The organism is [Pseudomonas] carboxydohydrogena, from assembly GCF_029030725.1.
In the GTDB taxonomy this organism is placed as follows: domain Bacteria; phylum Pseudomonadota; class Alphaproteobacteria; order Rhizobiales; family Xanthobacteraceae; genus Afipia; species Afipia carboxydohydrogena.
Genome location: NZ_CP113162.1, coordinates 1,153,146 through 1,173,622, shown reverse-complemented (window position 1 = coordinate 1,173,622; position 20,477 = coordinate 1,153,146). Strand labels below are relative to the sequence as shown.

21 protein-coding genes are annotated in these 20,477 nt (G+C 62.7%); 10 read left to right on the top strand and 11 right to left on the bottom strand.

Annotated features, from left to right (window positions below; genetic code table 11):
• The first annotated feature begins 306 nt into the window (after positions 1-306).
• From flgF to AFIC_RS05635, 5 genes are all read left to right on the top strand, one after another.
• On the top strand, positions 307-1,074 hold the full coding sequence (gene flgF / locus AFIC_RS05655) for a flagellar basal-body rod protein FlgF (protein WP_275248171.1): 768 nt from the start codon (positions 307-309) through the stop codon (positions 1,072-1,074).
• 12 nt (positions 1,075-1,086) lie between these two features.
• Positions 1,087-1,875, top strand: coding sequence for a flagellar basal-body rod protein FlgG (gene flgG / locus AFIC_RS05650; protein WP_275248170.1), 789 nt, complete (start codon positions 1,087-1,089; stop codon positions 1,873-1,875).
• Positions 1,876-1,890: 15 nt separating this feature from the next.
• On the top strand, positions 1,891-2,922 hold the full coding sequence (gene flgA / locus AFIC_RS05645; RefSeq protein ID WP_275248169.1) for a flagellar basal body P-ring formation chaperone FlgA: 1,032 nt from the start codon (positions 1,891-1,893) through the stop codon (positions 2,920-2,922).
• Positions 2,923-3,672 (top strand): flagellar basal body L-ring protein FlgH, encoded by a 750-nt coding sequence (gene flgH / locus AFIC_RS05640; RefSeq protein ID WP_275248168.1) that lies wholly within the window; start codon positions 2,923-2,925, stop codon positions 3,670-3,672.
• A gap of 208 nt (positions 3,673-3,880) precedes the next feature.
• Positions 3,881-4,105 (top strand): hypothetical protein, encoded by a 225-nt coding sequence (locus tag AFIC_RS05635; protein WP_275248167.1) that lies wholly within the window; start codon positions 3,881-3,883, stop codon positions 4,103-4,105.
• 97 nt (positions 4,106-4,202) lie between these two features.
• Here AFIC_RS05635 and AFIC_RS15805 read toward each other — a convergent pair whose 3' ends face one another.
• From AFIC_RS15805 to AFIC_RS05620, 3 genes are all read right to left on the bottom strand, one after another.
• Positions 4,203-4,427, bottom strand: a complete 225-nt coding sequence (locus AFIC_RS15805) for a hypothetical protein (protein ID WP_338063151.1) — start codon at positions 4,425-4,427, stop codon at positions 4,203-4,205.
• A gap of 106 nt (positions 4,428-4,533) precedes the next feature.
• Positions 4,534-4,899: an RNA polymerase-binding protein DksA gene (gene dksA, locus AFIC_RS05625; protein WP_002715155.1), complete on the bottom strand. Its 366-nt coding sequence runs from the start codon at positions 4,897-4,899 to the stop codon at positions 4,534-4,536.
• A gap of 284 nt (positions 4,900-5,183) precedes the next feature.
• Positions 5,184-5,594 (bottom strand): flagellar assembly protein FliX, encoded by a 411-nt coding sequence (locus AFIC_RS05620; protein ID WP_275248165.1) that lies wholly within the window; start codon positions 5,592-5,594, stop codon positions 5,184-5,186.
• Positions 5,595-5,899: 305 nt separating this feature from the next.
• Between AFIC_RS05620 and AFIC_RS05615 the strand changes: the two genes are divergently transcribed.
• The 4 genes from AFIC_RS05615 (at position 5,900) to AFIC_RS05600 (ending at position 8,418) form a co-directional block, all read left to right on the top strand.
• Complete coding sequence (locus AFIC_RS05615; protein ID WP_275248164.1) at positions 5,900-7,009, top strand: flagellar basal body P-ring protein FlgI; 1,110 nt, start codon at positions 5,900-5,902, stop codon at positions 7,007-7,009.
• Entirely contained in the window at positions 7,009-7,335 is a 327-nt protein-coding gene (gene flgJ / locus AFIC_RS05610; RefSeq protein ID WP_275248163.1) for a flagellar assembly peptidoglycan hydrolase FlgJ, read from the top strand. Before AFIC_RS05615 ends, flgJ begins: the two co-directional genes overlap by 1 nt.
• Positions 7,336-7,350: 15 nt before the next feature.
• Entirely contained in the window at positions 7,351-7,842 is a 492-nt protein-coding gene (locus tag AFIC_RS05605; protein WP_275248162.1) for a hypothetical protein, read from the top strand.
• A 210-nt stretch (positions 7,843-8,052) separates the two neighbouring features.
• A complete protein-coding gene (locus AFIC_RS05600; protein WP_275248161.1) occupies positions 8,053-8,418 on the top strand; it encodes a hypothetical protein in 366 nt (121 codons plus the stop codon).
• A gap of 144 nt (positions 8,419-8,562) precedes the next feature.
• Here AFIC_RS05600 and AFIC_RS05595 read toward each other — a convergent pair whose 3' ends face one another.
• From AFIC_RS05595 to AFIC_RS05580, 4 genes are all read right to left on the bottom strand, one after another.
• Complete coding sequence (locus AFIC_RS05595) at positions 8,563-8,937, bottom strand: hypothetical protein (protein WP_275248160.1); 375 nt, start codon at positions 8,935-8,937, stop codon at positions 8,563-8,565.
• A 21-nt stretch (positions 8,938-8,958) separates the two neighbouring features.
• Complete coding sequence (gene flaF, locus AFIC_RS05590) at positions 8,959-9,324, bottom strand: flagellar biosynthesis regulator FlaF (protein ID WP_009336980.1); 366 nt, start codon at positions 9,322-9,324, stop codon at positions 8,959-8,961.
• 96 nt (positions 9,325-9,420) lie between these two features.
• The gene (locus tag AFIC_RS05585) at positions 9,421-11,250 is read right to left on the bottom strand and encodes a tetratricopeptide repeat-containing glycosyltransferase family protein (RefSeq protein WP_275248159.1); all 1,830 of its coding nucleotides are present in this window, start codon (positions 11,248-11,250) and stop codon (positions 9,421-9,423) included.
• Positions 11,251-11,353: 103 nt separating this feature from the next.
• Positions 11,354-12,976 (bottom strand): flagellin N-terminal helical domain-containing protein, encoded by a 1,623-nt coding sequence (locus AFIC_RS05580; RefSeq protein WP_275248158.1) that lies wholly within the window; start codon positions 12,974-12,976, stop codon positions 11,354-11,356.
• A gap of 344 nt (positions 12,977-13,320) precedes the next feature.
• Here AFIC_RS05580 and flbT point away from each other — a divergent pair, with 344 nt between their 5' ends.
• Positions 13,321-13,746, top strand: a complete 426-nt coding sequence (gene flbT, locus AFIC_RS05575) for a flagellar biosynthesis repressor FlbT (protein WP_275248157.1) — start codon at positions 13,321-13,323, stop codon at positions 13,744-13,746.
• 218 nt (positions 13,747-13,964) lie between these two features.
• Here the strand turns inward: flbT and AFIC_RS05570 are convergent, their stop codons facing one another.
• The 4 genes from AFIC_RS05570 to arsB all read right to left on the bottom strand — a co-directional run bounded on the left by AFIC_RS05570 (position 13,965) and on the right by arsB (position 20,477).
• A complete protein-coding gene (locus AFIC_RS05570; protein ID WP_275248156.1) occupies positions 13,965-15,512 on the bottom strand; it encodes a flagellar biosynthesis protein FlgL in 1,548 nt (515 codons plus the stop codon).
• 7 nt (positions 15,513-15,519) lie between these two features.
• Entirely contained in the window at positions 15,520-17,382 is a 1,863-nt protein-coding gene (flgK, locus tag AFIC_RS05565) for a flagellar hook-associated protein FlgK (protein ID WP_275248155.1), read from the bottom strand.
• A 41-nt stretch (positions 17,383-17,423) separates the two neighbouring features.
• Positions 17,424-19,238 (bottom strand): flagellar hook protein FlgE, encoded by a 1,815-nt coding sequence (locus AFIC_RS05560; RefSeq protein ID WP_275248154.1) that lies wholly within the window; start codon positions 19,236-19,238, stop codon positions 17,424-17,426.
• A 198-nt stretch (positions 19,239-19,436) separates the two neighbouring features.
• On the bottom strand, positions 19,437-20,477 hold the full coding sequence (gene arsB, locus AFIC_RS05555) for an ACR3 family arsenite efflux transporter (protein WP_275248153.1): 1,041 nt from the start codon (positions 20,475-20,477) through the stop codon (positions 19,437-19,439).

The following is a 20,477-nucleotide window of genomic DNA, read 5'->3' as shown; positions in this document are numbered from 1 at the left end:
CGAAACAAAGGCCGCCGGCGCATGAGCGCCTTGATCGCTCGACGCTATTTGCCAATGGTTAACGGTTTCTTTCTTTTGGTCCCGAACTGGGAAAATTTTGCCGGGCAAACATGGTCAACAAGACCTTATTGCCGCCCGCGCCGCGCCCGTCCTTTCATTTATCCATTTGAAATCACGGGATTTTCAAAACTGGCACGGCCCTCGCATTGTCAATCGCGAACCGCCCGCTTGGGAGAGCGCACGGTTTAACGAACCGCCATCGGCTTTGGGAGAGGCCAATCGCGGTTTTGCAAGGGGAGACTTGCGATGGAGAACACGACTCTCATCGCGCTATCGCGCCAGATGACGCTTGAGCGGCAGCTCGACGTGGTCGCCAACAACGTGGCGAACGTCGGCACCAATGGCTACAAGTCCGATTCCTCGCTGTTCGAGGAATATCTGCGCTCGGGCGCCCATGAGGACAATTTCACAGGCGGCGACCGGCGCGTCAGCTTCGTGCAGGACCGCGCCACGGTCCGCGACTTTTCGCAAGGCCCGCTCGAGAACACCAAGGCTCCGCTCGATGTCGCCATCAGCGGCAAGGGCTTCTTCACGGTGCAGACGCCGAACGGCGAGCGCTACACCCGCGACGGCCGCTTCCAGATCAATTCGCAGGGCCAGCTCGTCAACTCCAGCGGCTATCCGGTCCTCGGCACCAACGGCGTCATCACCTTCCAGCAGACCGACCATGACATCAAGATCACGGACGACGGCACCATCACGGTTCTGGAAGGCACCATCACCCAGACCGACTCCCTGCGCGGCAAGCTGAAGCTCACCTCCTTCGCCAACACGCAGCAATTGCAGAAGGAAGGCTCGAACCTGTTCGCGGCGCCCGCGAATGTCGCCGGTCAGGCCGACACGAAATCCACCGTCAAGGAAGGCTTCATCGAGCGCTCGAACGTCAACGCGATCGCCGAGATGAGCCGGATGCTGGAAATCACCCGTACCTACCAGAACATCTCGAATTTGCTGCAACAGCAGGCGGATCTGCGGAAGAACGCGATCCAGTCGCTCGCCGAAGTCCCGGCCTGAGGAGATTGAACGATGCGCGCACTCTACACCGCCGCGACGGGAATGGCCGCTCAGGAACTGAGCGTCCAGGTCATCTCCAACAACATCGCGAACCTTCGCACCACCGGCTACAAGAAGCAGATGGCGAGCTTTCAGGACCTGCTCTACGAGCACGTCCAGCGCGTCGGCGCGCAAGCCTCCGATCAGGGCACGGTGCTGCCGGTCGGCATCGACATCGGCGGCGGCGTCAAGACCGTCGGCACGCCGCGCCTGATGACGCAAGGCACGCTGTCTCCGGTCGGCGGCGATCTCAACATCGCGATCCGCGGCGAAGGCTATTTCAAGATCCAGTTGCCGGACAGCACCTACGCCTACACCCGTGACGGCTCGTTCACGACCGACGGCCAGGGCCGCATCGTCAACGCACAGGGCAATCTGTTGCAGCCGACCATCGCCATTCCGCAGAACGCCTCGCAGCTCACCATCAACGCGCAGGGTCAGGTCTCGGTGATGCTGCCGGGATCGACCACGCCTTCGGTGCTCGGCCAGATCAACCTCACCCGCTTCATCAACAAGGCCGGCCTGCAATCGGTCGGCGACAACCTCTTCACCGACACGCCGGCCTCCGGCCCGCCGCAGGACGGCCTCGCCAACGCCGACGGCTTCGGCGACATCCAGCAAGGCAACCTCGAACAGGCCAACGTCGAGGTGGTGTCCGAAATCTCCGACCTGATCGCGGCCCAGCGCGCCTACGAAATGAACGCCAAGGTCGTCAGCGCCGCCGACCAGATGATGCAATCCACCACCGGCATGCTGCGCTGAGCCATGAGCACGATCATGACAAACACCATCATGAAGACCGGCCTCGCCTTCGCCGCACTCCTGCTTGCCGCTTCGCCCGCGCTCGCGGACCCCACGCAGGACGTGATCCACGGTCCCTCGCTGCGCGCCAGCGTCGTGATCTCGAGCGACGTGGTTCGGATCGGCGATCTCGTCGACAACGCAGGCACCGCCGCGCAGATCGCGATCTATCGCGCGCCCGACCTCGGCACCACCGGCATGGTGCGCACCGCGCAATTGATCGAGACGCTGCGCGCCAATCAGGTGGTCGGCGTCGATACCCATAGCCTCAAGGAAGTCGCGATCACCCGCGCCTCGCGTCCGCTGCCCGCCAGGGATGTCGAGCAGCAGGTGGCGAAGGCGCTCGCGCATCGCGGCGGCCTCGGCGAGGCGGAGAACCTGTCGCTGACCTTCGACCGCGAACTGCGCGACGTGCAGCTCGATCCCGCGCTGACCGGCGAGATGATCCCGGTCGCGACCTATTACGATCCGCGCAGCGGCCGCTTCGACGTGCTGTTCGACATCGCCAGCGACACCTCGACCACGCCCGCGAAGCTGCGCTTCACCGGAACCGCGATCGAGACCGTGCAGGCCGCCGTGCTGATGCGTCCGATGGAACGCAACGACATCATCAAGGCGTCCGACGTCAGCATCGAGCGCCGTCCCAAGGCCGAAGTCGGCTCCGACGGAATTTCGCTCGACCGCGCGATCGGCATGCAGATGCGCCGCGCGATGCGCGCCGGACAGGCGCTGCGGACCCTCGATCTCGCCAAGGCCGATCTGGTGACGCGCGATCAGGGGATCACGCTGATCTACGAGGCGCCCGGCATCTACCTCACCGGCCGGGGCAAGGCGCTCGAGGCCGGCACCAAGGGCGACACCGTCAGCGTCATCAATCAGCAATCGAAACGCACCGTGCAGGGCATCGTGGTCGGGCCGGGCCAGGTCGCCATCATCGCCGCCCAGCCGCGCGTCATGCGGCCCGCCACCCTCGCCGCCAACTCCGCCGCAACCGGAAAGATCGAGTAAATGTACAGGCATCGAAAGCGTCATCTTCTCTGCACCGTTGCAGCACTCACGATGATCGGATTTCTCGCCGGCGGCTGCTCCTCGCTCGAGCGCCTCGCCAATATCGGCGAGCAGCCCAAGCTCTCGACGATCGACAATCCGACGACAAAGGCGGGCTACAAGCCGGTCTCGATGCCGATGCCGACGCCGCAGCCCGCGTCCTACAATCCGAACTCGCTGTGGCGGAACGGTTCGCGCGCCTTCTTCAAGGATCAGCGCGCCCATCAGGTCGGCGACATTCTCACCATCACCGTCAACATCACCGACAAGGCCAACATCGCCAACGAAAGCCAGCGCAGCCGCACGAACACCGAGAATTCCGGCATCAGCAATTTCTTCGGCCTGAAGAAGGTGCCCGGCACCGACAGTTCGGGCAACATGCTGACGACCGGCTCGACCGCATCGAGCGACGGCAAGGGCTCGGTGGTGCGTCAGGAGGCGGTGCAGACCAACGTCGCCGCCGTGGTCACGCAATTGCTGCCGAACGGCAATCTCGTCGTCGAGGGCAAGCAGGAGATCCGCGTCAATTACGAAATGCGCGAACTGGTAGTCGCGGGCATCGTGCGGCCCGAGGACATCCAGAGCGACAACACCATCGACTCCAGCAAGATCGCGCAGGCCCGCATCGCCTATGGCGGGCGCGGCCAGATCTCCGATGTCCAGCAGCCACGTTACGGACAACAGGTGATGGACATCCTGCTCCCGTTCTGATCGCGAACTCTCCCCTCGCGATCTTCCAGGCTCCCACGCCGATCCGTGAACCTAGGCATGGAAAGGCGTCTACGACGCGGCCTTCGTCAGCTCCCCTGGCGAAGGCCGCGACCGTTTCGTGCCGGAGGCGTGAACATAACCGGCCACGGCGAATGGAACGTAATCATCGCTACCGCCTTGGTGAGCATGAACCGAAGAAGTGCGTGCGATGTCTGGCTATAATCAGGAAGACCAGGGCAAACGGCCCCTCAAGGATCATGAGCGCGGCTCTCAGGGCGCCGGGCAGAATCCTCCGCCAAAACCGGGGCAACAGGAAGAATTGCCGGACAAGGATATCCTGGACGGCAAGACGCAAGAGCAACTGCGGAAAGATAATGTGGCGAATGAGGAGAAAGGTCTCATCCGCCAGCTTCCCGGCGGCGAAAGCGGTTAGGCCTCAGCGCGGCATGAAACTGTCGGCAGCATCATCCGCCATTACGGAATCCGGATGCGTGCTCGCGCGGCATGACCAGCACCAAGGCCGCGACCGTTTAATCGCCGCTTTCGCCGAATTGTGAAAACCATTCGGCATAGGGCGTGTTGACCGCCATGTAACGATTGAAGTCGGGAGCGCCATCGCCCCACCAGACCGGGCCGCGCTCCCCGAGAGCCACCTTGGCCTCATGCACCGCGTGGCGATATGCGCGCTCCTGCGCGAGATCGCCGGAGCGGCGGGCGGTGGCAATCCCGCGCCGCGCCGCCATGAGCTCGGCCACCAATGATTGCCGTTTGTCTTCGGAAAGATCGGGGCGCGTCTTGCGCCACAGGCGGCCCGACACGACAAAGTAACGTCCGTCGGGCGTCTGGGGATAATGGCGCGGTCTATTCGTCGCGATAGACCTTCTCGCGCTTCTCATGCCGTTCCTGCGCCTCGACCGACAGCGTGGCGATCGGCCGCGCCTCGAGGCGCTTGAGCGAGATCGGCTCGCCGGTCTCCTCGCAATAGCCGTAGGTGTTGTCCTCGATGCGCTGGATCGCGGCGTCGATCTTGGAGATCAGCTTGCGCTGGCGATCGCGGGCGCGCAGTTCGATGGCACGGTCGGTTTCCGACGATGCACGATCGGCAAGATCGGGGTGATTGACGTTTTCTTCCTGCAACTGCTGAAGCGTGGTCTTCGCCTCGCGCAGGATCTCTTCTTTCCAGGCGAGAAGTTTGGCGCGGAAGTATTCGCGCTGCCGTTCGTTCATGAACGGCTCCTTCTCCGACGGTTTATAGGCCTTCACTTTTTCCAACACCGATTCTCATCCCCAGCCAGGGCGATCCGGGTCGCCGGGCGGTGCTTATATAGCGGCGATCCATGACAGACAATACAGGGAAGTGCGGCCTCCGGGGCTATGCCCCGTTAAGCGCGGAACCGGGAATAGAATCGGTAAAAATGCCCGCAGAACCGGTCTTTTTGCCCAAAAGAAGGAACTTCGCCGGGAAGCGCGGCGGCGCTCGAACCGGCCTTTTGCATTCCCTTCGGGCCGGTTTACCGCGCGGCTTTGGCGATCTCGACCTCGACCCGCAGTTCGATCTCGGAGAGCACCTGATCGAGTCCGGCGTCGCCCGAACTCATTTTCAGGTCGGTCGCCGCTCCGCGCAGCCGGTTGACCATGGACTGGTCCAGCGTTCCCGACAGCATCCCGATCTTGAGATCGTCGAGAAGATCGAGCGCGCTTCTGCCGCGCGCGACGGATTTCCTGCGGCGCTGGGTCGGGTCTTCCTCGATGCCCTGAAGCGCCAGCAGCGCATCGATGCCGGCGGCGGCGCGCGGCGCGGTCGCGGCGCGGGTCTCGGTCGCCGTCGTCATCTCGTCGAGCGTGAAGCCGCCCGCGCCTGTGCGCCGCGCGCTCGATGCGGGTGCGCCGAAAGTGGTGCCGTTGGGTCCGTTGATTCGCATGGTCGTCTCGCTCGGCCGGTGGCCTAGTTGCTGTGCAACTTCTCAGCCCGACGAAGGGACACACGAGCTATGGCGCCAGCCTTGCGCCCTCATGGTTAAGAATTCCTAAACGCCCCGGCAGAATTTGCCGGGCGGGCAAGTTCGGATCGGCCGCGCCCGGCCCGAGGCTTCTGTCCGACCCGAAAAGCCGAGCAATTTCAAAGCAACAGCTTCGCCGCAAACTGGCACGGCTCTCGCAAGACACTTCCCGGTTCTCCTGTGGGAGCGGGCGGGCCAGTGAGACAGAACCTCAGCGGGGAGCGAGGATGGTTCGGCTATTTCAGGCGCTGTGCGGAGCGGCCATCGCGGCATTGATCGCGATCGCGCCGGCTTGCGCGACATCGCGCATCAAGGATCTCGCCAATATCGAAGGCGTGCGCCAGAACCAGTTGATCGGTTACGGCCTCGTTGTCGGCCTCAACGGCACCGGCGACACCCTCAACAACATCCCCTTCACCAAGCAGTCGCTGCAAGCGATGCTGGAACGCATGGGCGTCAACATCCGCGGCGCCACGATCCGCACCGGCAACGTCGCCGCCGTGATGGTGACCGGCAACCTGCCCGCCTTCGCCACCCAGGGCACGCGGATGGACGTCACCGTCTCGGCGATGGGCGACGCCAAGAGCCTGCAAGGCGGCACCCTGCTCGTCACCCCCCTGCTCGGCGCCGACGGCAACGTCTACGCGGTCGCGCAAGGCTCGCTTGCGATCGGCGGTTTCCAGGCGGAAGGCCAGGCGGCCAGCGTCACCAAGGGCGTGCCGACCAACGGGCGCATCGCCAATGGCGCGCTGGTCGAACGCGAGATCGAATTCCAGCTCAACCGGCTGCCGAATGTGCGGCTCGCGCTGCGCAACGGCGACTTCACCACGGCCAAGCGCATCGCCGCCGCCGTCAACGACTATCTCGGCACCAAGGTCGCCGAGCCTGTCGATCCCTCGACCGTGCAGCTCAGCATTCCGGCGGAGTTCAAGGGCAACGTCGTCGCGCTGCTGACCGAGATCGAGCAGTTGCAGGTCGAGCCCGACATGGGCGCCAAGATCGTGATCGACGAACGCTCGGGCATCATCGTCATGGGCCGCGACGTGCGGGTCAACACCGTCGCCGTGGCGCAGGGCAACCTCACCGTGACGATTTCGGAAAGTCCGCAGGTCAGCCAGCCCAATGCATTCGCGAACGGGCGGACCGTGATCACGCCCAACACCAGTGTCGGCGTCCGGGAAGACGGCAAGAAGCTCGCGCTGGTGAAGGACGGCGTTTCGTTGCAGCAACTCGTCGACGGACTCAACGGATTGGGCATCGGCCCGCGCGACATGATCAGCATCCTGCAAGCGATCAAGGCCGCGGGCGCGATCCAGGCCGACATCGAGGTGATGTGATGAACGCATCGTCCTCCGTCACGCTCGTCAACGGCCGCCCCGATCCGGTGTTCGCCAAGGCGCTGGAGAAAGTCTCGCCGGAAAATCAGGCCAAGGCCAAAACCAAGGCGGAGGATTTCGAGGCGGTGTTCCTCAACTCGATGTTCTCGCAGATGATGTCCGGCGTGAAAGGCGACGGCCCGTTCGGCGACACCAAAAGCACCGGGGTCTGGCGCTCGATGATGGTCGATCAGTACGCCCGCTCTTTCGCCAAGGCCGGGGGCATCGGCATCGGCAATGAAGTCTACCGCATGTTGATCACGCAACAGGCCAACAAGGCGGCCTAACGCCGGGAGTTTCAAATGAACGCCGCTCCTTCCCAGAACCCCGCTCCCGCACCGATCGTCCCGGCATCGACGCCGGCCGACGCGCGGCGGCTCGCGGACGGGCTGATGAACATCATGGCGAGCCTGCTCGACATCGTTGAGCGGGAAACGGAGCTGGTGCGCGCGGGCAAGGTTCGCGAGGCGATGATGCTTGAGGCCAAGAAGGGCGAAGCCTCGCGCGACTACATGCGCGCCGTGTCCGAGATCAAGCACAGCGCCGCCTATCTCAAGCGTTCGACGCCGGACCTGCTGGCGGCGCTACATCGCCACCACGATACGTTCCGCGCCATGTTGCAGGTCAACCTCACCGTGCTCGCCACCGCGCACGCGGTTTCGGAAGGCATCATTCGCGGCGTCAACGGCGAAATCCAGCGCCGCCGCAACCCGCAAGGCTACACCGCCGCCGGCCAGCGCGCCGCGCCGAACCATCGCTACGCCGCGCCGCTCACGGTCAGCCGCTCGTTGTAAGATCTTCTCCGTCATTCCCGCGAAAGCGGGAATCCATTCTTGAAGGACTGGATCCCCACCTTCGCGGGGACGACCGGATAGAACGTCATCCCCACACGATACAATTCGATTTAAATTGCGATACCCGTCCTAGTGCAGCTTTCAGACTTCCCGGTCCAAAGTGCCCCGCAAAGGGAAGCATTTTGACTCACAGGAGGCCAGGAGGCTGCCATGAGCACGGATTTCAGCATCAGGCCGGTGGGGGCATCGGTCGTGACGCCTGCTGTCGTTCAGCAGGTGCCTGACGCTGCGAAGTCGGCTGTTCCGACACAACTCAATTCGGACAAGGCCGTGATCGCGTCGGCGAACGTCCAGACCGGCAGTTCGGACCCGCGCGCCAACGCCAATCTCGGCCATCAGATCATGATCGATCGGGCGGCCGCCGAAGTCGTTTATCAGGTGGTGGACAACCGCACCAACGTCGTCGTCAACCAGTATCCCGACGAGACGCGGCTGCGGGCGCGGGCTTATCTGCGCGCGCAGGACGAAGCCAGGGAAGAGAAAAAGACGCAACGCCACGCCGACCGCCAGGCGTAGCCATTCCAGGACGCAAGCGCAGCGGGCGAACCCGGAATCTCGCTCGTAACGCCGGGATTACGGATCAGTCCGCCTACGGCGTCCTGTCCGGAATGACGATAACCCTCTTCTCGCAGGAAAATCGGCGCAAAAATCCCGCCGCTCTTAGCTCATCGTGGCGTAGGCCGTCTCGAGCGTCTGCGCGCCGGTCGCGGCATTGGTCATCACGGTCTTGACCTGAGCCTTGCCCGTATCCGTCAGGGTGAACTTCGAATCCCCGAACTTGAACGAGTTGTTCTTGATCAGAACGTCCTGATATTTGAGCGTCGAGCCGCTCTGATAGCGAACCTTGGCGCGGAAGCCGCTCACATTGGAAATCTGGATCGTGAACTTGGTGTTGTCCGCGTAGGCTCCGGTCCATGAGCCCTGATACAGGCTCGCATCGACCGGAACGTAAGGCGTATTCGCATTCGCCAAAGAAGCGATATTGCTGCCGACCGTAACGTAGTTCGACGAGATGATGCTGTAGATGTCGGCCACGGGCGTCTCCGCTCGCTGCGATCAGGCGCGGCCGGACAGACCGGCGGCAAGGTTGCAGTTGATCTCGATCAGCGGCTTGAGCAATTCCGGCTTCGGCGCGATCTGCATTTCCGCCGTCTGCGACAGCACGAACGTGCCGATGTTGGCGATGTTCTGGCGAATCTCGATGCTCTGCGGGCTCTCGTCGCTGGTGACGGCACTGAGCAGGATCGACCAGAGCTTGCGGTTGAACAGCAACGCGCCGGAAACGTCCGTGCCCGCCTTGCCCCAGTTGCTCATTACGTCCTGAAGCTGGCGCGCCGCCTTGAGCAATGCCTGAGCCTCGATTTCGCGCGGAGAAGATGTGGTTTGAGCAACACGGGCGTAAGCGTTGGCGGCGTTCGACATCGAGGATCCCAGCCTTGGTTATCTCTGTTAAAATCTGTAAACTTAATGGCTTAAAATAAGATTACTGATGTCCTGACACTACGTTACAAAGCGCGGTCAGCGCCGCAACTTCTGCAAGGCCATGCGAACGTCATCGATTACGGCCGACCAGTCCCGTGCCGCGTCCTGCCGGAATAGCCGCGCGCTCGGATACCAGGGAGAGTCCTGCCGATCGAGCAGCCAGCGCCAGTCGGGCGTATAAGGCAACAACACCCATACCGGACGGCCGAGTGCACCGGCGAGATGCACGGCACTGGTATCGACACTGATCAGCACATCGAGACACGACAGCACCGCTGCCGTATCCGTGAAATTTTCGACTTCACTGCCGAGATCGAGCACCTGCGGATGCTTGGCCATCGCGAGGCGGTCTGCCGGGCGGATATCCTTTTGCAGGCTGACGAAAGTCATCGGCAGGCTGAACAGTGGCGCAAGCTGCGCGAATGCGATCGAACGGCGATGGTCGTTGATGTGGTTCGGATTACCCGACCAGACCAGCCCCACGCGCGGCGCGCGCAAGCCGGCGAGCCGCTCCTGCCAACGCTCATGATCGATCGCCGGATGAAGATAAGGCGCCTTTGCGGGAATGCTGTCCGCTGTCGTCCCGAACGCGAGCGGCAAACTCATGAGCGAGCATTGCAGATCGAACGGTGGCGGCTGAACGCCCTTTTCGACGCACATGGCGACGCCATCGACATTCCTGAGAAGATCGATCAGCAGCGGCTCGACTTGCAGGATCACCCGCGCCCCGCGCGCGGCGACCAGCGGCGCATAGCGCGCAAAAAAGATCGCATCGCCCATTCCCTGATCGCTGTAGAGGAGAATGGTCTTGCCTTCGATCGGCTCGCCCATCCACTGCGGCGCAGCGGCGTGGGGATTCCGCATCATCAGGCTCGGACTCTTCCAGCGCCACTCGGCCTTGGGCCACCCGCCCGCAAAGTCGCCCAGCAACAGGCGATGCAGGCAATCGTTCCAGTGGATATCCGCATAGGATGGATTGTTGCGCAAGGCAGCCGCGATATCGCGCGCGCCATCCTGAAAACGGTGCATCTCGTCGAGCGTCGCCGCGCGGTTCAGCAGCACTTCGGTACGCTCCGGCGCGAGCGACAACGCCCGGTCGAAATTGACCAGCGCTTCATCGAAACGGTCGATGCGATGCAGCGTGCTGCCGCAGACATTGAAGGCTTCGGCGTAAGACGGATCGATCCGTTTCGCCTGCTCGGCACTGGCGAGCGCTTCATCGAATCGCTTCATCGCAAGCAGAACGAGACCGCGGCGGCACAGCGCCTCCGCATTATCCGGCTTGATCGCGAGCGCCTCGTTGAACGCCGCGAGCGCCTCTTCGTGACGCCCCAGTCTCTGCAAGACTTTCGCACGCTGGTGATGCGCGTTGGTATAAAACGGATCGATCCCGATTGCGCGCGTGAAACAGACAAGCGCCTCTTCCAGCTTCCCCTGTTTCAACAGGACGTTGCCGTAGTCGTGAAAGGCGGTCGCAAAATCCGGTTTCAGTTCAAGCGCACGGCAAAACGCATCCGCGGCGCCATCGAGATCGCCAAGCCGGTTCAGGCCCGCACCGAAATTGGAGAAATATTCGGCATTGGTGTCGTTCAGCAGGATGGCGCGGCGGATCAATTCGACGCCCTGAGGCAGCCGGCCGGTCTGCATGAAGACCACGCCGATCAGATGCAGGGCATCGGGCTGCTGGCGCTCTCCGCCCAGTGCTTCGCGATAATAGGCTTCGGCTTCGGCCAGACGGCCGATCTGATGGCTCGCGATGCCGAGCTGCAATGCGGCCGCGGGTTGAAGGCCACCGGGTGCATGGGATTTGGCGGCGGCTCGGCGCTGCTGGCGGTTCATCGGCGCGGTTTCGCTCGCGATCCTCAAGGGCTGTCGGAAACCGAAACTGCGGCCTTTATGGTTAATGACGGGTTAAAAAAAGAAGGCGGGGTTTCCCCCGCCTTCGATTCTATCTGCCTGTTCGCTTCGCTTAGCGGAGCAGCTGCAACACGCTCTGCTGCGACTGGTTGGCGAGGGCGAGCGCGGAGACCGCGATCGACTGGCGGGTCGACAGCGCCTGGCTGTTCGCCGCTTCCTCGTTGGTGTCGGCCAGAGTGAGGTTCGACGAGCCGGTCTGCAAGACGTTGATCAGGTTCTTCGAGAAGTCCTGACGGATCTGCACGATCGAGAGGTTCGAACCCAAAGCCGAAGCTTCGGTGCGCAGCGTGGAGCTGGCCTTGTCGAGGCTCGAGATCACGGAGTTCGCCGACGAGTTGTCGAGGAAGTCCGTGCCCGCGGTCAGCGACGAGAGGCCGAGGCCGGCGGCATTGAAGGTCACGCCCTGGATCTTCAGGGTGGACTTGCCGGTCTCGTTGAAGGTCAGCTTGAGCTGATCGCCATTGAGCAGGTTGACGCCGTTGAACGACGAGTCCTGGGAGGTCGAGGTGATCTGGTCCAGGATGTTGTTGTACTGCGACACCAGGTTCGCACGAACCGCGAGGGCCGAAGCGTCCTGGATCGGAGCGCCACCCGTAGCAGCGGAAGCCCCGGTCGAAGCGTTCTCGAACGCCTTGCCAGCGCCGGCCGCGGTGCCGGTCACGGTGCCGATGGCGGAGGAAGCCGCATCGTTCGTGGTGGTGATCGTCAGCGTGCCGCTGGAGTCGATCGTGGCGAGCAGGTTGTCCGCCGACAGCTTGGCGTTCAGGTCGTTGAGCGACTTGACCGTGCCGCCGGTGCCATCACCGAAGTTGATGGTGGTCGCCGTGCCGGAGCCGACGGCGCCGAACGACAGCGACAGACCGGAGATACCACCGCTCGTACCGCGCGTTGCCGTGTTAGCGGCGGCGGCGGTCAGGCCCAGCTTGGCAAGCACGCCGGCGCTTCCCGTAACGGCCAGATCGGCATCGGTGCCGGTGTGGAGGGTGAACTGGCCGGAGGCGAAGGTCGAGGCAGCGCTACCGCCCTGCAACGTGTTGATCGCACCCAGCAAGTCGCCGACGGTCGTGCCGATACCCAGCGTGTAGGCATTGCCCGAGCCCGCGAGCGCGGCGGTACCGGTCTGGAAGGTGATGGTCTTGCCGTTGATGGTGAGCGTGTCACCGTTGGCGATACCGGTGCCCGTGGTGCCGCCGGTCGAGTCCGTCATCGACGACAGGACGGTCGCGGTGGTTGCCACTGCGGCGGACGCCGAATAGATAGCGGCGCCAGCGGTTGCCGTCGCGTCGGTGCGGGTGGAGGTGCCGCGCAGATCGTCGGCGGTCGCGCCGGCGATCGTCGCCGAAATGCTCGACTTGGTCGAGTAGCCGACGGTCGCTTGCAGCGCCTGGTTGGCGACGGACTTCGCGGAGTCGACCAGCTTTTGCAGCGAGGTGATGCCGGTGTTGGCGGCCTGAAGAACCTGCACGCCGTTGCCGATGCCATCGAGGAGGTTGCTGATGTCGCTCGCGCGGTTGTCGAGAGAAGCAGCGGTGAAATAGTTGGTCGGGTTGTCGAGAGCAGTGTTGACCTTCTTGCCGGTGGCGAGACGGTTCTGCGTGGTGGACAACAGGTCTGCGGTCGACTGGAGCGACAGCAGGTTCTGGCGGACTGACGCCGAGAGAACGATATCTGACATTGTACTAACCTTTCTGGTAAGAGCACGTCGTGTGTGAGCGTGACGTCACCCCTTCTAAGGGCGGCGTTCCCGACAGACTGAAACCAACAATCTAAAAAAACGTGAATGAAGCGCGGCCAATTGCGCGAAAAGATGTTGGTAAATGCCCGTTAAACATCGGGGTTTCCGTTGTTTTCGCCAGCAGAAAGCAGCCTCGCCACCTCCGCGAGGCCCGCACGACATGCGGTATCGTTTACGTCCCGTTAACCATGATCGGCAAAGGATTGGCGCGAGCGCGGCAGCCGCGGCATTCATCCCGTTACAGGGCTTCCCATCGCAAGCAGATCGAGTAGCCGGAGGATAGCATGGCTCTAAAGGTCGAATTGAAGCCGCACGAAAAGATCATCATCGGCTCCTGCGTCATCACCAACACCGACCAGCGCGCCAAGCTGCTGATCGAAGGCGAACGGGTTCCGATCTTGCGTGAAAAAGACATCCTGACTCCGGAAACCGCCGACACTCCGGCGAAGCTGCTCTATCTGGCCGTGCAATTGATGTATGTGGCGCGCGATCCGCAGGATCATCATCCGGTCTATTTCGACCTGATGCGCGATCTCCTCAGCGCGATGCCAAGCTCCGTCGAGATCATCCAGGAGATCAATAACCACATTTTAAGCGGCGACTATTACAAGGCGCTCAAGGAATCGCGAAAGCTGATCGCGCACGAGGCGGTGCTTCTCGCCAAGGCTCGCCGCAACGCCTCGGCTTCATCACTTCAAGGCGCCGCCTGACGACCTGCACACGGTCATGAAAAAAGGGCTTCCAGAAGGAAGCCCTTTTTCATTTGGAGAATTTTTCTCCGTCATTGCGAGCGCAGCGAAGCAATCCAGAAATTGCGCGCCGCCCGCATTAGCACCGCTGCTAGGCTCCTTTTAAATCTTCTAGAAGTCTGGATTGCTTCGTCGCTTACGCTCCTCGCAATGACGAAAGCGCATGACGAAAATTGCCGTCAGCCGACAGGCAGGTATTTCACCAGGCTGAGCTGATAGAGCGAAGCGGTGGTCTGGTACGAAGCCTGAAGGCTGGTCTGCAACGCCAGTATCTTCGCCGCCACCTCGTCGTCGTTGACGCCCTGGATCTGATCCAGCATCGTCTGCGCCATCGATGTCGTCTGCGTCTGCCGCGTGCTGGCCGATTTCGTCGCCGACTGCGCGCCCGCGAACTGCGCCTCGATGTCCTCGACCGAGGTCGTGCCGGGCTGCACCGCGAGGTTGGCGTTGACGCGCTCGTTCAGCGCCGAGATCTGCGCGTTGGCGAGGTTCTGGCCGTTCGGATCGTTTGGATCGACCGTTGTCGTCACCGCCGCATACACGGCCATGTTCTGCAACAGGTTGCGGAAGGCGCTCTCGTTCGCCGTCGCGCCGTATTTTACGGAGACAGAACCATCCACCTGCGCGACCGCGGTGCCGCGCGCATCGGTATCGGGATTGGTCAACTGCTCGCCGGTGTACCACTGCACGGTCGTGGCCGAACCATCGACCAGCGTGGTGGCGTTCGGCGAAACCGGCGAACCGCCGCCGACGCGCTGCGGCGGGTTGTCGAAGAAGTTCTGTCCGGCGGCCATCGCGGAGGCCGCCACCATCGGTCCCTTCACCAGCGTCTGGATCGAGGAATCGAGCGCGCTTTTCATGTTCGTCGCCGTGACCGTCGGGTCGGCGTCGATGGTGAAGCTACCGTCCGGCGCGGGCGATGCCGTGGTCGCGGTGAGCTGCACCGTTTCCGTGGTCTGGTCCGGCAACGTGAACGTGAAGGTGACGGTGTCGCCTTCCTTCGGTGTCGCGGCATTCAGATCGACCGTCTCGGATGACGTTGCCGGAGCCACAGCGGTCGACGGCTGCGTCACCACAGCGCCATTGATCGACGTCGAGATGCGGCTGAGCTTCAGTCCGAAAGGTGAGGGATTGGCGTCCTCGCCAACCGTCACCACGCCGGGCGTGGTGGTGGCATCGGTCGTGAGGCGGCCCATGTTGCCTGTGCCTTGATCCGCGATCAGCCGATCGGCGATCACCGTCTTCAGACCATCCTTGCCGTTGGCGCCATCGAGAATGTCATCGGCCGCCGCCGTGGAGGGCGTGTCGGTCGCGCGGCCGGAGAACAGATAACGGTCGCCGGACTGCGTGTTAAGAAGCGAGATCGCCTGCGTGAAGGACGCATAACCGATCTGCTGGCCCGACGTCTGGCCGTTGGCGTTGAGAACCTGGGAGGCGCCGGTGGCCGCCGACTGCACCTGCGTGCGCATATCGACGAGGCCCTGTAGCGACAGGTTGGCGACATTGATGCGCGTCGTCACGTTGGTCTGCGTGTTCTGGTAACCGGACAGCATCGAGATCTGCGAGCGCAGGCCGGTTGCGAACGCGCTGTCCAGACCGAGGCCGGAATAGGTCGTGGATTTCTTGCCGCTCGCCAATTGCTGCGTCAGCGTATCGAGCTGCGTCTTGATGTTGAGCAGCGAACTGCCGAGATAGGATGTCCGTCCGCTTACGCCGTCAATAGTCATGGCAGCCTCACACCGATTGCAACAGTGAATCGAACATGGATTTCACCGTGGACATCACACGGGCATTCGCCGAATAGGCATTCTGCAACGCGAGCAGATGCGCCATTTCATCGTCGATATTCACGCCCGAAGATGCGTTCAGCTTGTTCTGCAACGTCGAGAGCACGACGTTCTGGCCGTCGGCCATTTGCTGGGCGGAGGAAGCCGCCTGCCCCTGCATCGTGGTGAACTGTTGCAGGAAGCTCAGCATCGTGCCTTTGAAGGGCGTCGCATTCGAACCGATCCCGGTCTGCGGCGATACGTAATAGGAGCTGTTCGTCAACTGCGAGAGAATGAAATCGGATCGCGTGGTATCGCCCGACTGCGTCCCAGAGCCGTACACGATCATCCGCGACGGATCGGCGAGCAGAAGATTGTTGACGCTGATCCGCCCCGCAAGGCCGGTCTGCTGCGAGCCGGTCGCGGTGATCGCGCCGGTGTATGGCACGCCGTTGTCGACGAACAGCGGCAATTGCGGATTGCCGCTCGTCAGATTCGTCATGGTGATCGTCGAGGACGCGGAATTGACCACCGCCGTGCCGCCCGCATCGCCGCTGATTTGCAGCGTCTGCCCGCCCGAACTGGAGAATTGCAAGCCCCTGCCCCCGAGCAGCGCGGAGAGCTGCGTGAGCGCCGGTCCCATGCCTTGAGAGAAATCGACGCCGAAAACCTCGTCGTTGGGATTGTTGGTGGCGCTGTTCTTCAGCGGCAGCACCGAAGGATCATTGACCTGCACCAGCGTGATGGTGTGGCTCTTGTTCGCCGTATCCGTGTAGGTGAACTGGACGTTGTTGCCGTTCTGCAAACCGGTCAGATCGAGCGAGAACGTGTTGGGCGAGCCGCCATTGCCGGTTGAATCCGTCGTCACCTTATCGGACAGCGCGCTCGCCATCGAGGCTGCCAATTGGTCGACCTGCGCCTGCGCCTGCACCAGTGTCTGGTCGCGCAATTGAAGGTTCGCCGCGATCGAACCGGAGCGGATCGAATTGGTCGCGATCAGATCGATGTCGCCGCCGTGCGGAAAGGTCAGCGTCAGCGTGCCGAGCGTGCTTTTCGACGGATCGGAACTCCACGTCGTATTGGGCGTGACCGTGCCCTGCGCGTCGAAGGTGATCTTCGCCGCTTCGCTGCCGACAAGCTGCACGCCGGAATTGGTGAACACCGTGACCTGATTGCGGTCGTTTGTGAGAACGCGGATGTCCATCAACTGCGACAGTTGCGTGATGTACTGATCGCGCTGGTCGAGCAGCGAGGCGGCGGCCGCGTCGTCGCCGGTGGTCCCGAGCAACTGGTTGTTGATGGTCGCGATCTGCTGCATCGCATTGTTGGCGGCATCGACCGAACTCTTGATCGACGACTCGGCGTCGGCGCGCAGCGACTGAATGCCCGCCGAGGTCGAATTCAGCATCTGCGCGAGCGACTGCGCGGCGTTCACCGCCGTCGAGCGCGCCGCCGGGGAATCCGAACTGGTGGACAGCGCCTGCAACGCCGCCGTCAACTGATTGAACGCCGCCTCCAGCGTCGTGTCCGAACTGGGATCGCCGTAAATCCCCTGCAACCGCTGCAAGGCATTCGACAGCGTGGTGGCGTAGGATGCGCCCGAGGTTTCGGTGAGAACCTGCTTCTGGACATAGACGTCCAGCTCGCGGTTGACGCCGGTGACGGACACACCGGCGCTTCCCGTTCCCGTCGTGGTCTGGACCTGATTGACGGTCTTGCGGACATAGCCCGGCGTCTCGACGTTGGCGACATTCGAGGACACGAGCGAGAGCGCGGCCTGGTTCGCACGCAGACCGGACATCGCGGTAGCAAGAGCTTGTGTCAGACCCATAACTAACTGCCCATCTCAGCTACGAACGCGCGGAATATGCGCTAGCGCAGGACGTTCAGGAGATCCTGAACCATCTGGTTCGACGTGGTGATGACCTTGGTGTTCGCCGAGTAGGCCTGCTGCGTGACGATCAGCTTGGTGAACTCGTCGGCGATGTCGGTGTTGGAGCCTTCCAGCGAGGAGCCGACGATGGTGCCGCCCTTGCCGTACAACGCCTGACCGGATTCATCGGTGACCTCGAACGCGCCGCCATCGACGCGCTTGAGGAAGTTCGGGCCGTTGAAGGTCGCGAGCGTGATCGCGGCGAGGTCGATGTTGCGGCCGTTGGAGTAGTTGCCGACCACGCGGCCGTTGTTGGAGATCGACACCGTCTGCAACTGGCCCGCCGGGAAGCCGTCGTTCTGGATCTGGTTGACCTGCACGTTGCCGTTGGCGTCGGCGAATTGCGTAAGACCTGTCGCGCCGAAATTCATCGTCACGTCGCCGAGCGCAATGCCGCCGATGGTGGCATTGGTCAGCGTCACCGAGGGCACCGCCGGGTTCATCTGGCCGTTCGGGCCGAAGGTGAAGTTCACGCCGACGTTCTGCCACGCGACATCCGTGCCGGTCGCATTCGGATTGGTCTGATAGAACAGGTTCCAGACATCGCTATGTCCCGAGCCGAGGCTCGCGCTGTCGGTCTTCGCCCAGCGCAACTGGAGGCTGACCGGCGCGCCGGACACGTCGTAGGCGGTGGTGGCACCACCCGAAACCGACTCGTCGATGAAGTTCTGCGCGTCCGATCCGATCACCGTGCCGGTGCCCGCGGTGCCGCCGCCGGTGCGCGAGGCCGTCACTGTCGATGTCGAGAAGCCCAGCGAAGCGAACGCCGCCGCGTTGCTGCTCACAACCGTGAGATTGCTGGCAAGGCCGCTGTTCAGGGTGACGATGCCGCCGCTGACCGCTGACGGGTTGCTCACGTTTCCGTTGGCCGCATCGATCTTCGCAAGCAGATCGGCAATCGTCGCATCGACCGGGATATGCGTGGCGTCGTTGGCGCCACCCGAAGCCGTGAACGTGATCGTGGTGGTGCCGTTGATGGTGATGGTGTCGCCGGCGACGAAATCAGTCCCGATGGAATCGGTGTTGGTCGCGCCGGAAAGCGCCGTACCCGGCCCGATATGCGTGGTCGTGGTCAGCTTGCTGTTCTGCACCGAGCCCGTCTTGGCGCCGTTGACGTAAGGCTGCGCGGGCGTGCCGACGATCAACGGGTTGGCCGTGAAGTCGCCGACGTTGAGAAGCTCGGAGCCCGGCACCGAAGTGTCGTGCTTGGTGGTGAGCGGATAGCTCGCGAGGTTGGCGCGATAGGTCACCGTCGTGGTCGGCTGCGCGGGCAGGAAGTCGTTGCCGAATTTCAGCACCTGCGGCACGCTGCCGGTGACGTTGCCGGTGGTCGGGTCGATCGGAATGCCTTCGAGGTAGTAGCCCGCGCCGTTGACGAGGTAGCCGCTCTTGTCGAGCGTGAAGTCGCCGCGGCGGGTGTAGCGATCGACGCCGTCGAACACCGGATTATTGTCGGTGAAGCTGCCGGGTTTCTGCACGGCGAAGAAGCCGTCGCCATTGATCGCCATGTAGGTCGCGACCGAGGCGGCCTGCACGTCGCCCTGCACCGTGTTGGTTTCGCGCGAGCTTGCCGCAACGCTGCCCGAAAGCTGGGCGTTCGCGCCAGTATCGGGGATCAGGTCGAGGAAGCTCGTGTCGATACGCTTGAAGGCGGTGGTCTGCGAGTTCGCGATGTTGCCGGAGATGTTCTCCAGAGCGTACGACTGCGTGCGCAAGCCTGCGACGGAAGTGGTGAGAGCGCCGAAAATACCCATTACTATCGTCTCCAGCTTCGAAATCCGGGCGGCCAGCCAGGGTGCCGAAAAGGCCGCATTCGAAGAAGGAGTCGCAAGCCTCGTGCCAAAGAGAAAAACGAGGTGTCACAAAGAGTTACGAAAATGCCCCGGCCGAAAGACCGGGGCGCTCTTGCCTATCCCCGGCAAGAATTGCCGTAACAATCCCGCGCGGATTTGTCAGCGCGTCTCCCGCGACAATTCCATTCCGGCATCGTACCAGGACCGCGATGCCTTCACGATCCTGACCACCGACAACATCACCGGCACTTCAACCAACACGCCGACCACCGTTGCAAGGGCTGCCCCAGAACCTAGACCGAACAGGCTGATCGCGGCGGCGACCGCCAGTTCAAAAAAATTGCTCGCGCCGATAAGCGCGCTTGGCGCGGCCACGCACCATGCAACGCCCAGCTTCCGGCTCAGCAGATAAGCGATCCCGGCGTTGAGATAGACCTGGATCAGGATCGGCACGGCCAGCAGCGCGATGACAAGCGGCTGGGACAGGATCTGCCGGCCCTGAAACGCGAACAGCAGAACCAGGGTCGCGAGCAAGGCGATCAGCGAGACAGGCTGAAGCGTCCGCAGCGTTCGCTCCAGACGGCCCGCATGTCCGATGACGGACTGCCGCCAGACCTGAGCGATCACCACCGGGATGACGATGTAAAGGCCGACCGACAACAGGAGCGTGCTCCATGGCACGGTAATGGACGCAACGCCCAGCAGCAGGCCGACCAGCGGAGCGAACAGGAAGATCATGATCACATCGTTCAGCGCAACCTGGCTCAACGTGTAATGCGGCTCGCCATTGCAAAGATTCGACCAGACGAAGACCATCGCCGTGCAGGGCGCGGCCGCAAGCAGGATGAGCCCGGCGATATAGGAGGAGATTTGCGAGGCCGGCAGCAGCGGCGCGAACCAGTGGCCGATAAAGAGTGAAGCCAGCAGCGCCATCGAAAACGGCTTGACCGCCCAGTTCACGAGCAGCGTGACGCCTATGCCGCGCCAGTGCTGCCGCACCTCTCCCAAAGCCGCGAAATCTATGCGCAGCAGCATGGGAATGATCATCAGCCAGACCAGCACCGCGACGGGCAGATTGACATTGGCCATTTCCGCGCCGGCGATAATTTCAAACAGCCCGGGGAGGAAATGCCCCAAACCAACGCCAAGCACGATGCAGAGAGCAACCCACAGCGACAGATAACGCTCGAACACGCTCAT

Coding starts and splice junctions, on each gene's coding strand:
- flgF (WP_275248171.1), top strand. CDS start 307: ATGGAGAACACGACTCTCATCGCGCTATCGCGCCAGATGACGCTTGAG.
- flgG (WP_275248170.1), top strand. CDS start 1,087: ATGCGCGCACTCTACACCGCCGCGACGGGAATGGCCGCTCAGGAACTG.
- flgA (WP_275248169.1), top strand. CDS start 1,891: ATGACAAACACCATCATGAAGACCGGCCTCGCCTTCGCCGCACTCCTG.
- flgH (WP_275248168.1), top strand. CDS start 2,923: ATGTACAGGCATCGAAAGCGTCATCTTCTCTGCACCGTTGCAGCACTC.
- AFIC_RS05635 (WP_275248167.1), top strand. CDS start 3,881: ATGTCTGGCTATAATCAGGAAGACCAGGGCAAACGGCCCCTCAAGGAT.
- dksA (WP_002715155.1), bottom strand. CDS start 4,899: ATGAACGAACGGCAGCGCGAATACTTCCGCGCCAAACTTCTCGCCTGG.
- AFIC_RS05620 (WP_275248165.1), bottom strand. CDS start 5,594: ATGCGAATCAACGGACCCAACGGCACCACTTTCGGCGCACCCGCATCG.
- AFIC_RS05615 (WP_275248164.1), top strand. CDS start 5,900: ATGGTTCGGCTATTTCAGGCGCTGTGCGGAGCGGCCATCGCGGCATTG.
- flgJ (WP_275248163.1), top strand. CDS start 7,009: ATGAACGCATCGTCCTCCGTCACGCTCGTCAACGGCCGCCCCGATCCG.
- AFIC_RS05605 (WP_275248162.1), top strand. CDS start 7,351: ATGAACGCCGCTCCTTCCCAGAACCCCGCTCCCGCACCGATCGTCCCG.
- AFIC_RS05600 (WP_275248161.1), top strand. CDS start 8,053: ATGAGCACGGATTTCAGCATCAGGCCGGTGGGGGCATCGGTCGTGACG.
- flaF (WP_009336980.1), bottom strand. CDS start 9,324: ATGTCGAACGCCGCCAACGCTTACGCCCGTGTTGCTCAAACCACATCT.
- AFIC_RS05580 (WP_275248158.1), bottom strand. CDS start 12,976: ATGTCAGATATCGTTCTCTCGGCGTCAGTCCGCCAGAACCTGCTGTCG.
- flbT (WP_275248157.1), top strand. CDS start 13,321: ATGGCTCTAAAGGTCGAATTGAAGCCGCACGAAAAGATCATCATCGGC.
- AFIC_RS05570 (WP_275248156.1), bottom strand. CDS start 15,512: ATGACTATTGACGGCGTAAGCGGACGGACATCCTATCTCGGCAGTTCG.
- flgK (WP_275248155.1), bottom strand. CDS start 17,382: ATGGGTCTGACACAAGCTCTTGCTACCGCGATGTCCGGTCTGCGTGCG.
- AFIC_RS05560 (WP_275248154.1), bottom strand. CDS start 19,238: ATGGGTATTTTCGGCGCTCTCACCACTTCCGTCGCAGGCTTGCGCACG.
- arsB (WP_275248153.1), bottom strand. CDS start 20,477: ATGAGCGTGTTCGAGCGTTATCTGTCGCTGTGGGTTGCTCTCTGCATC.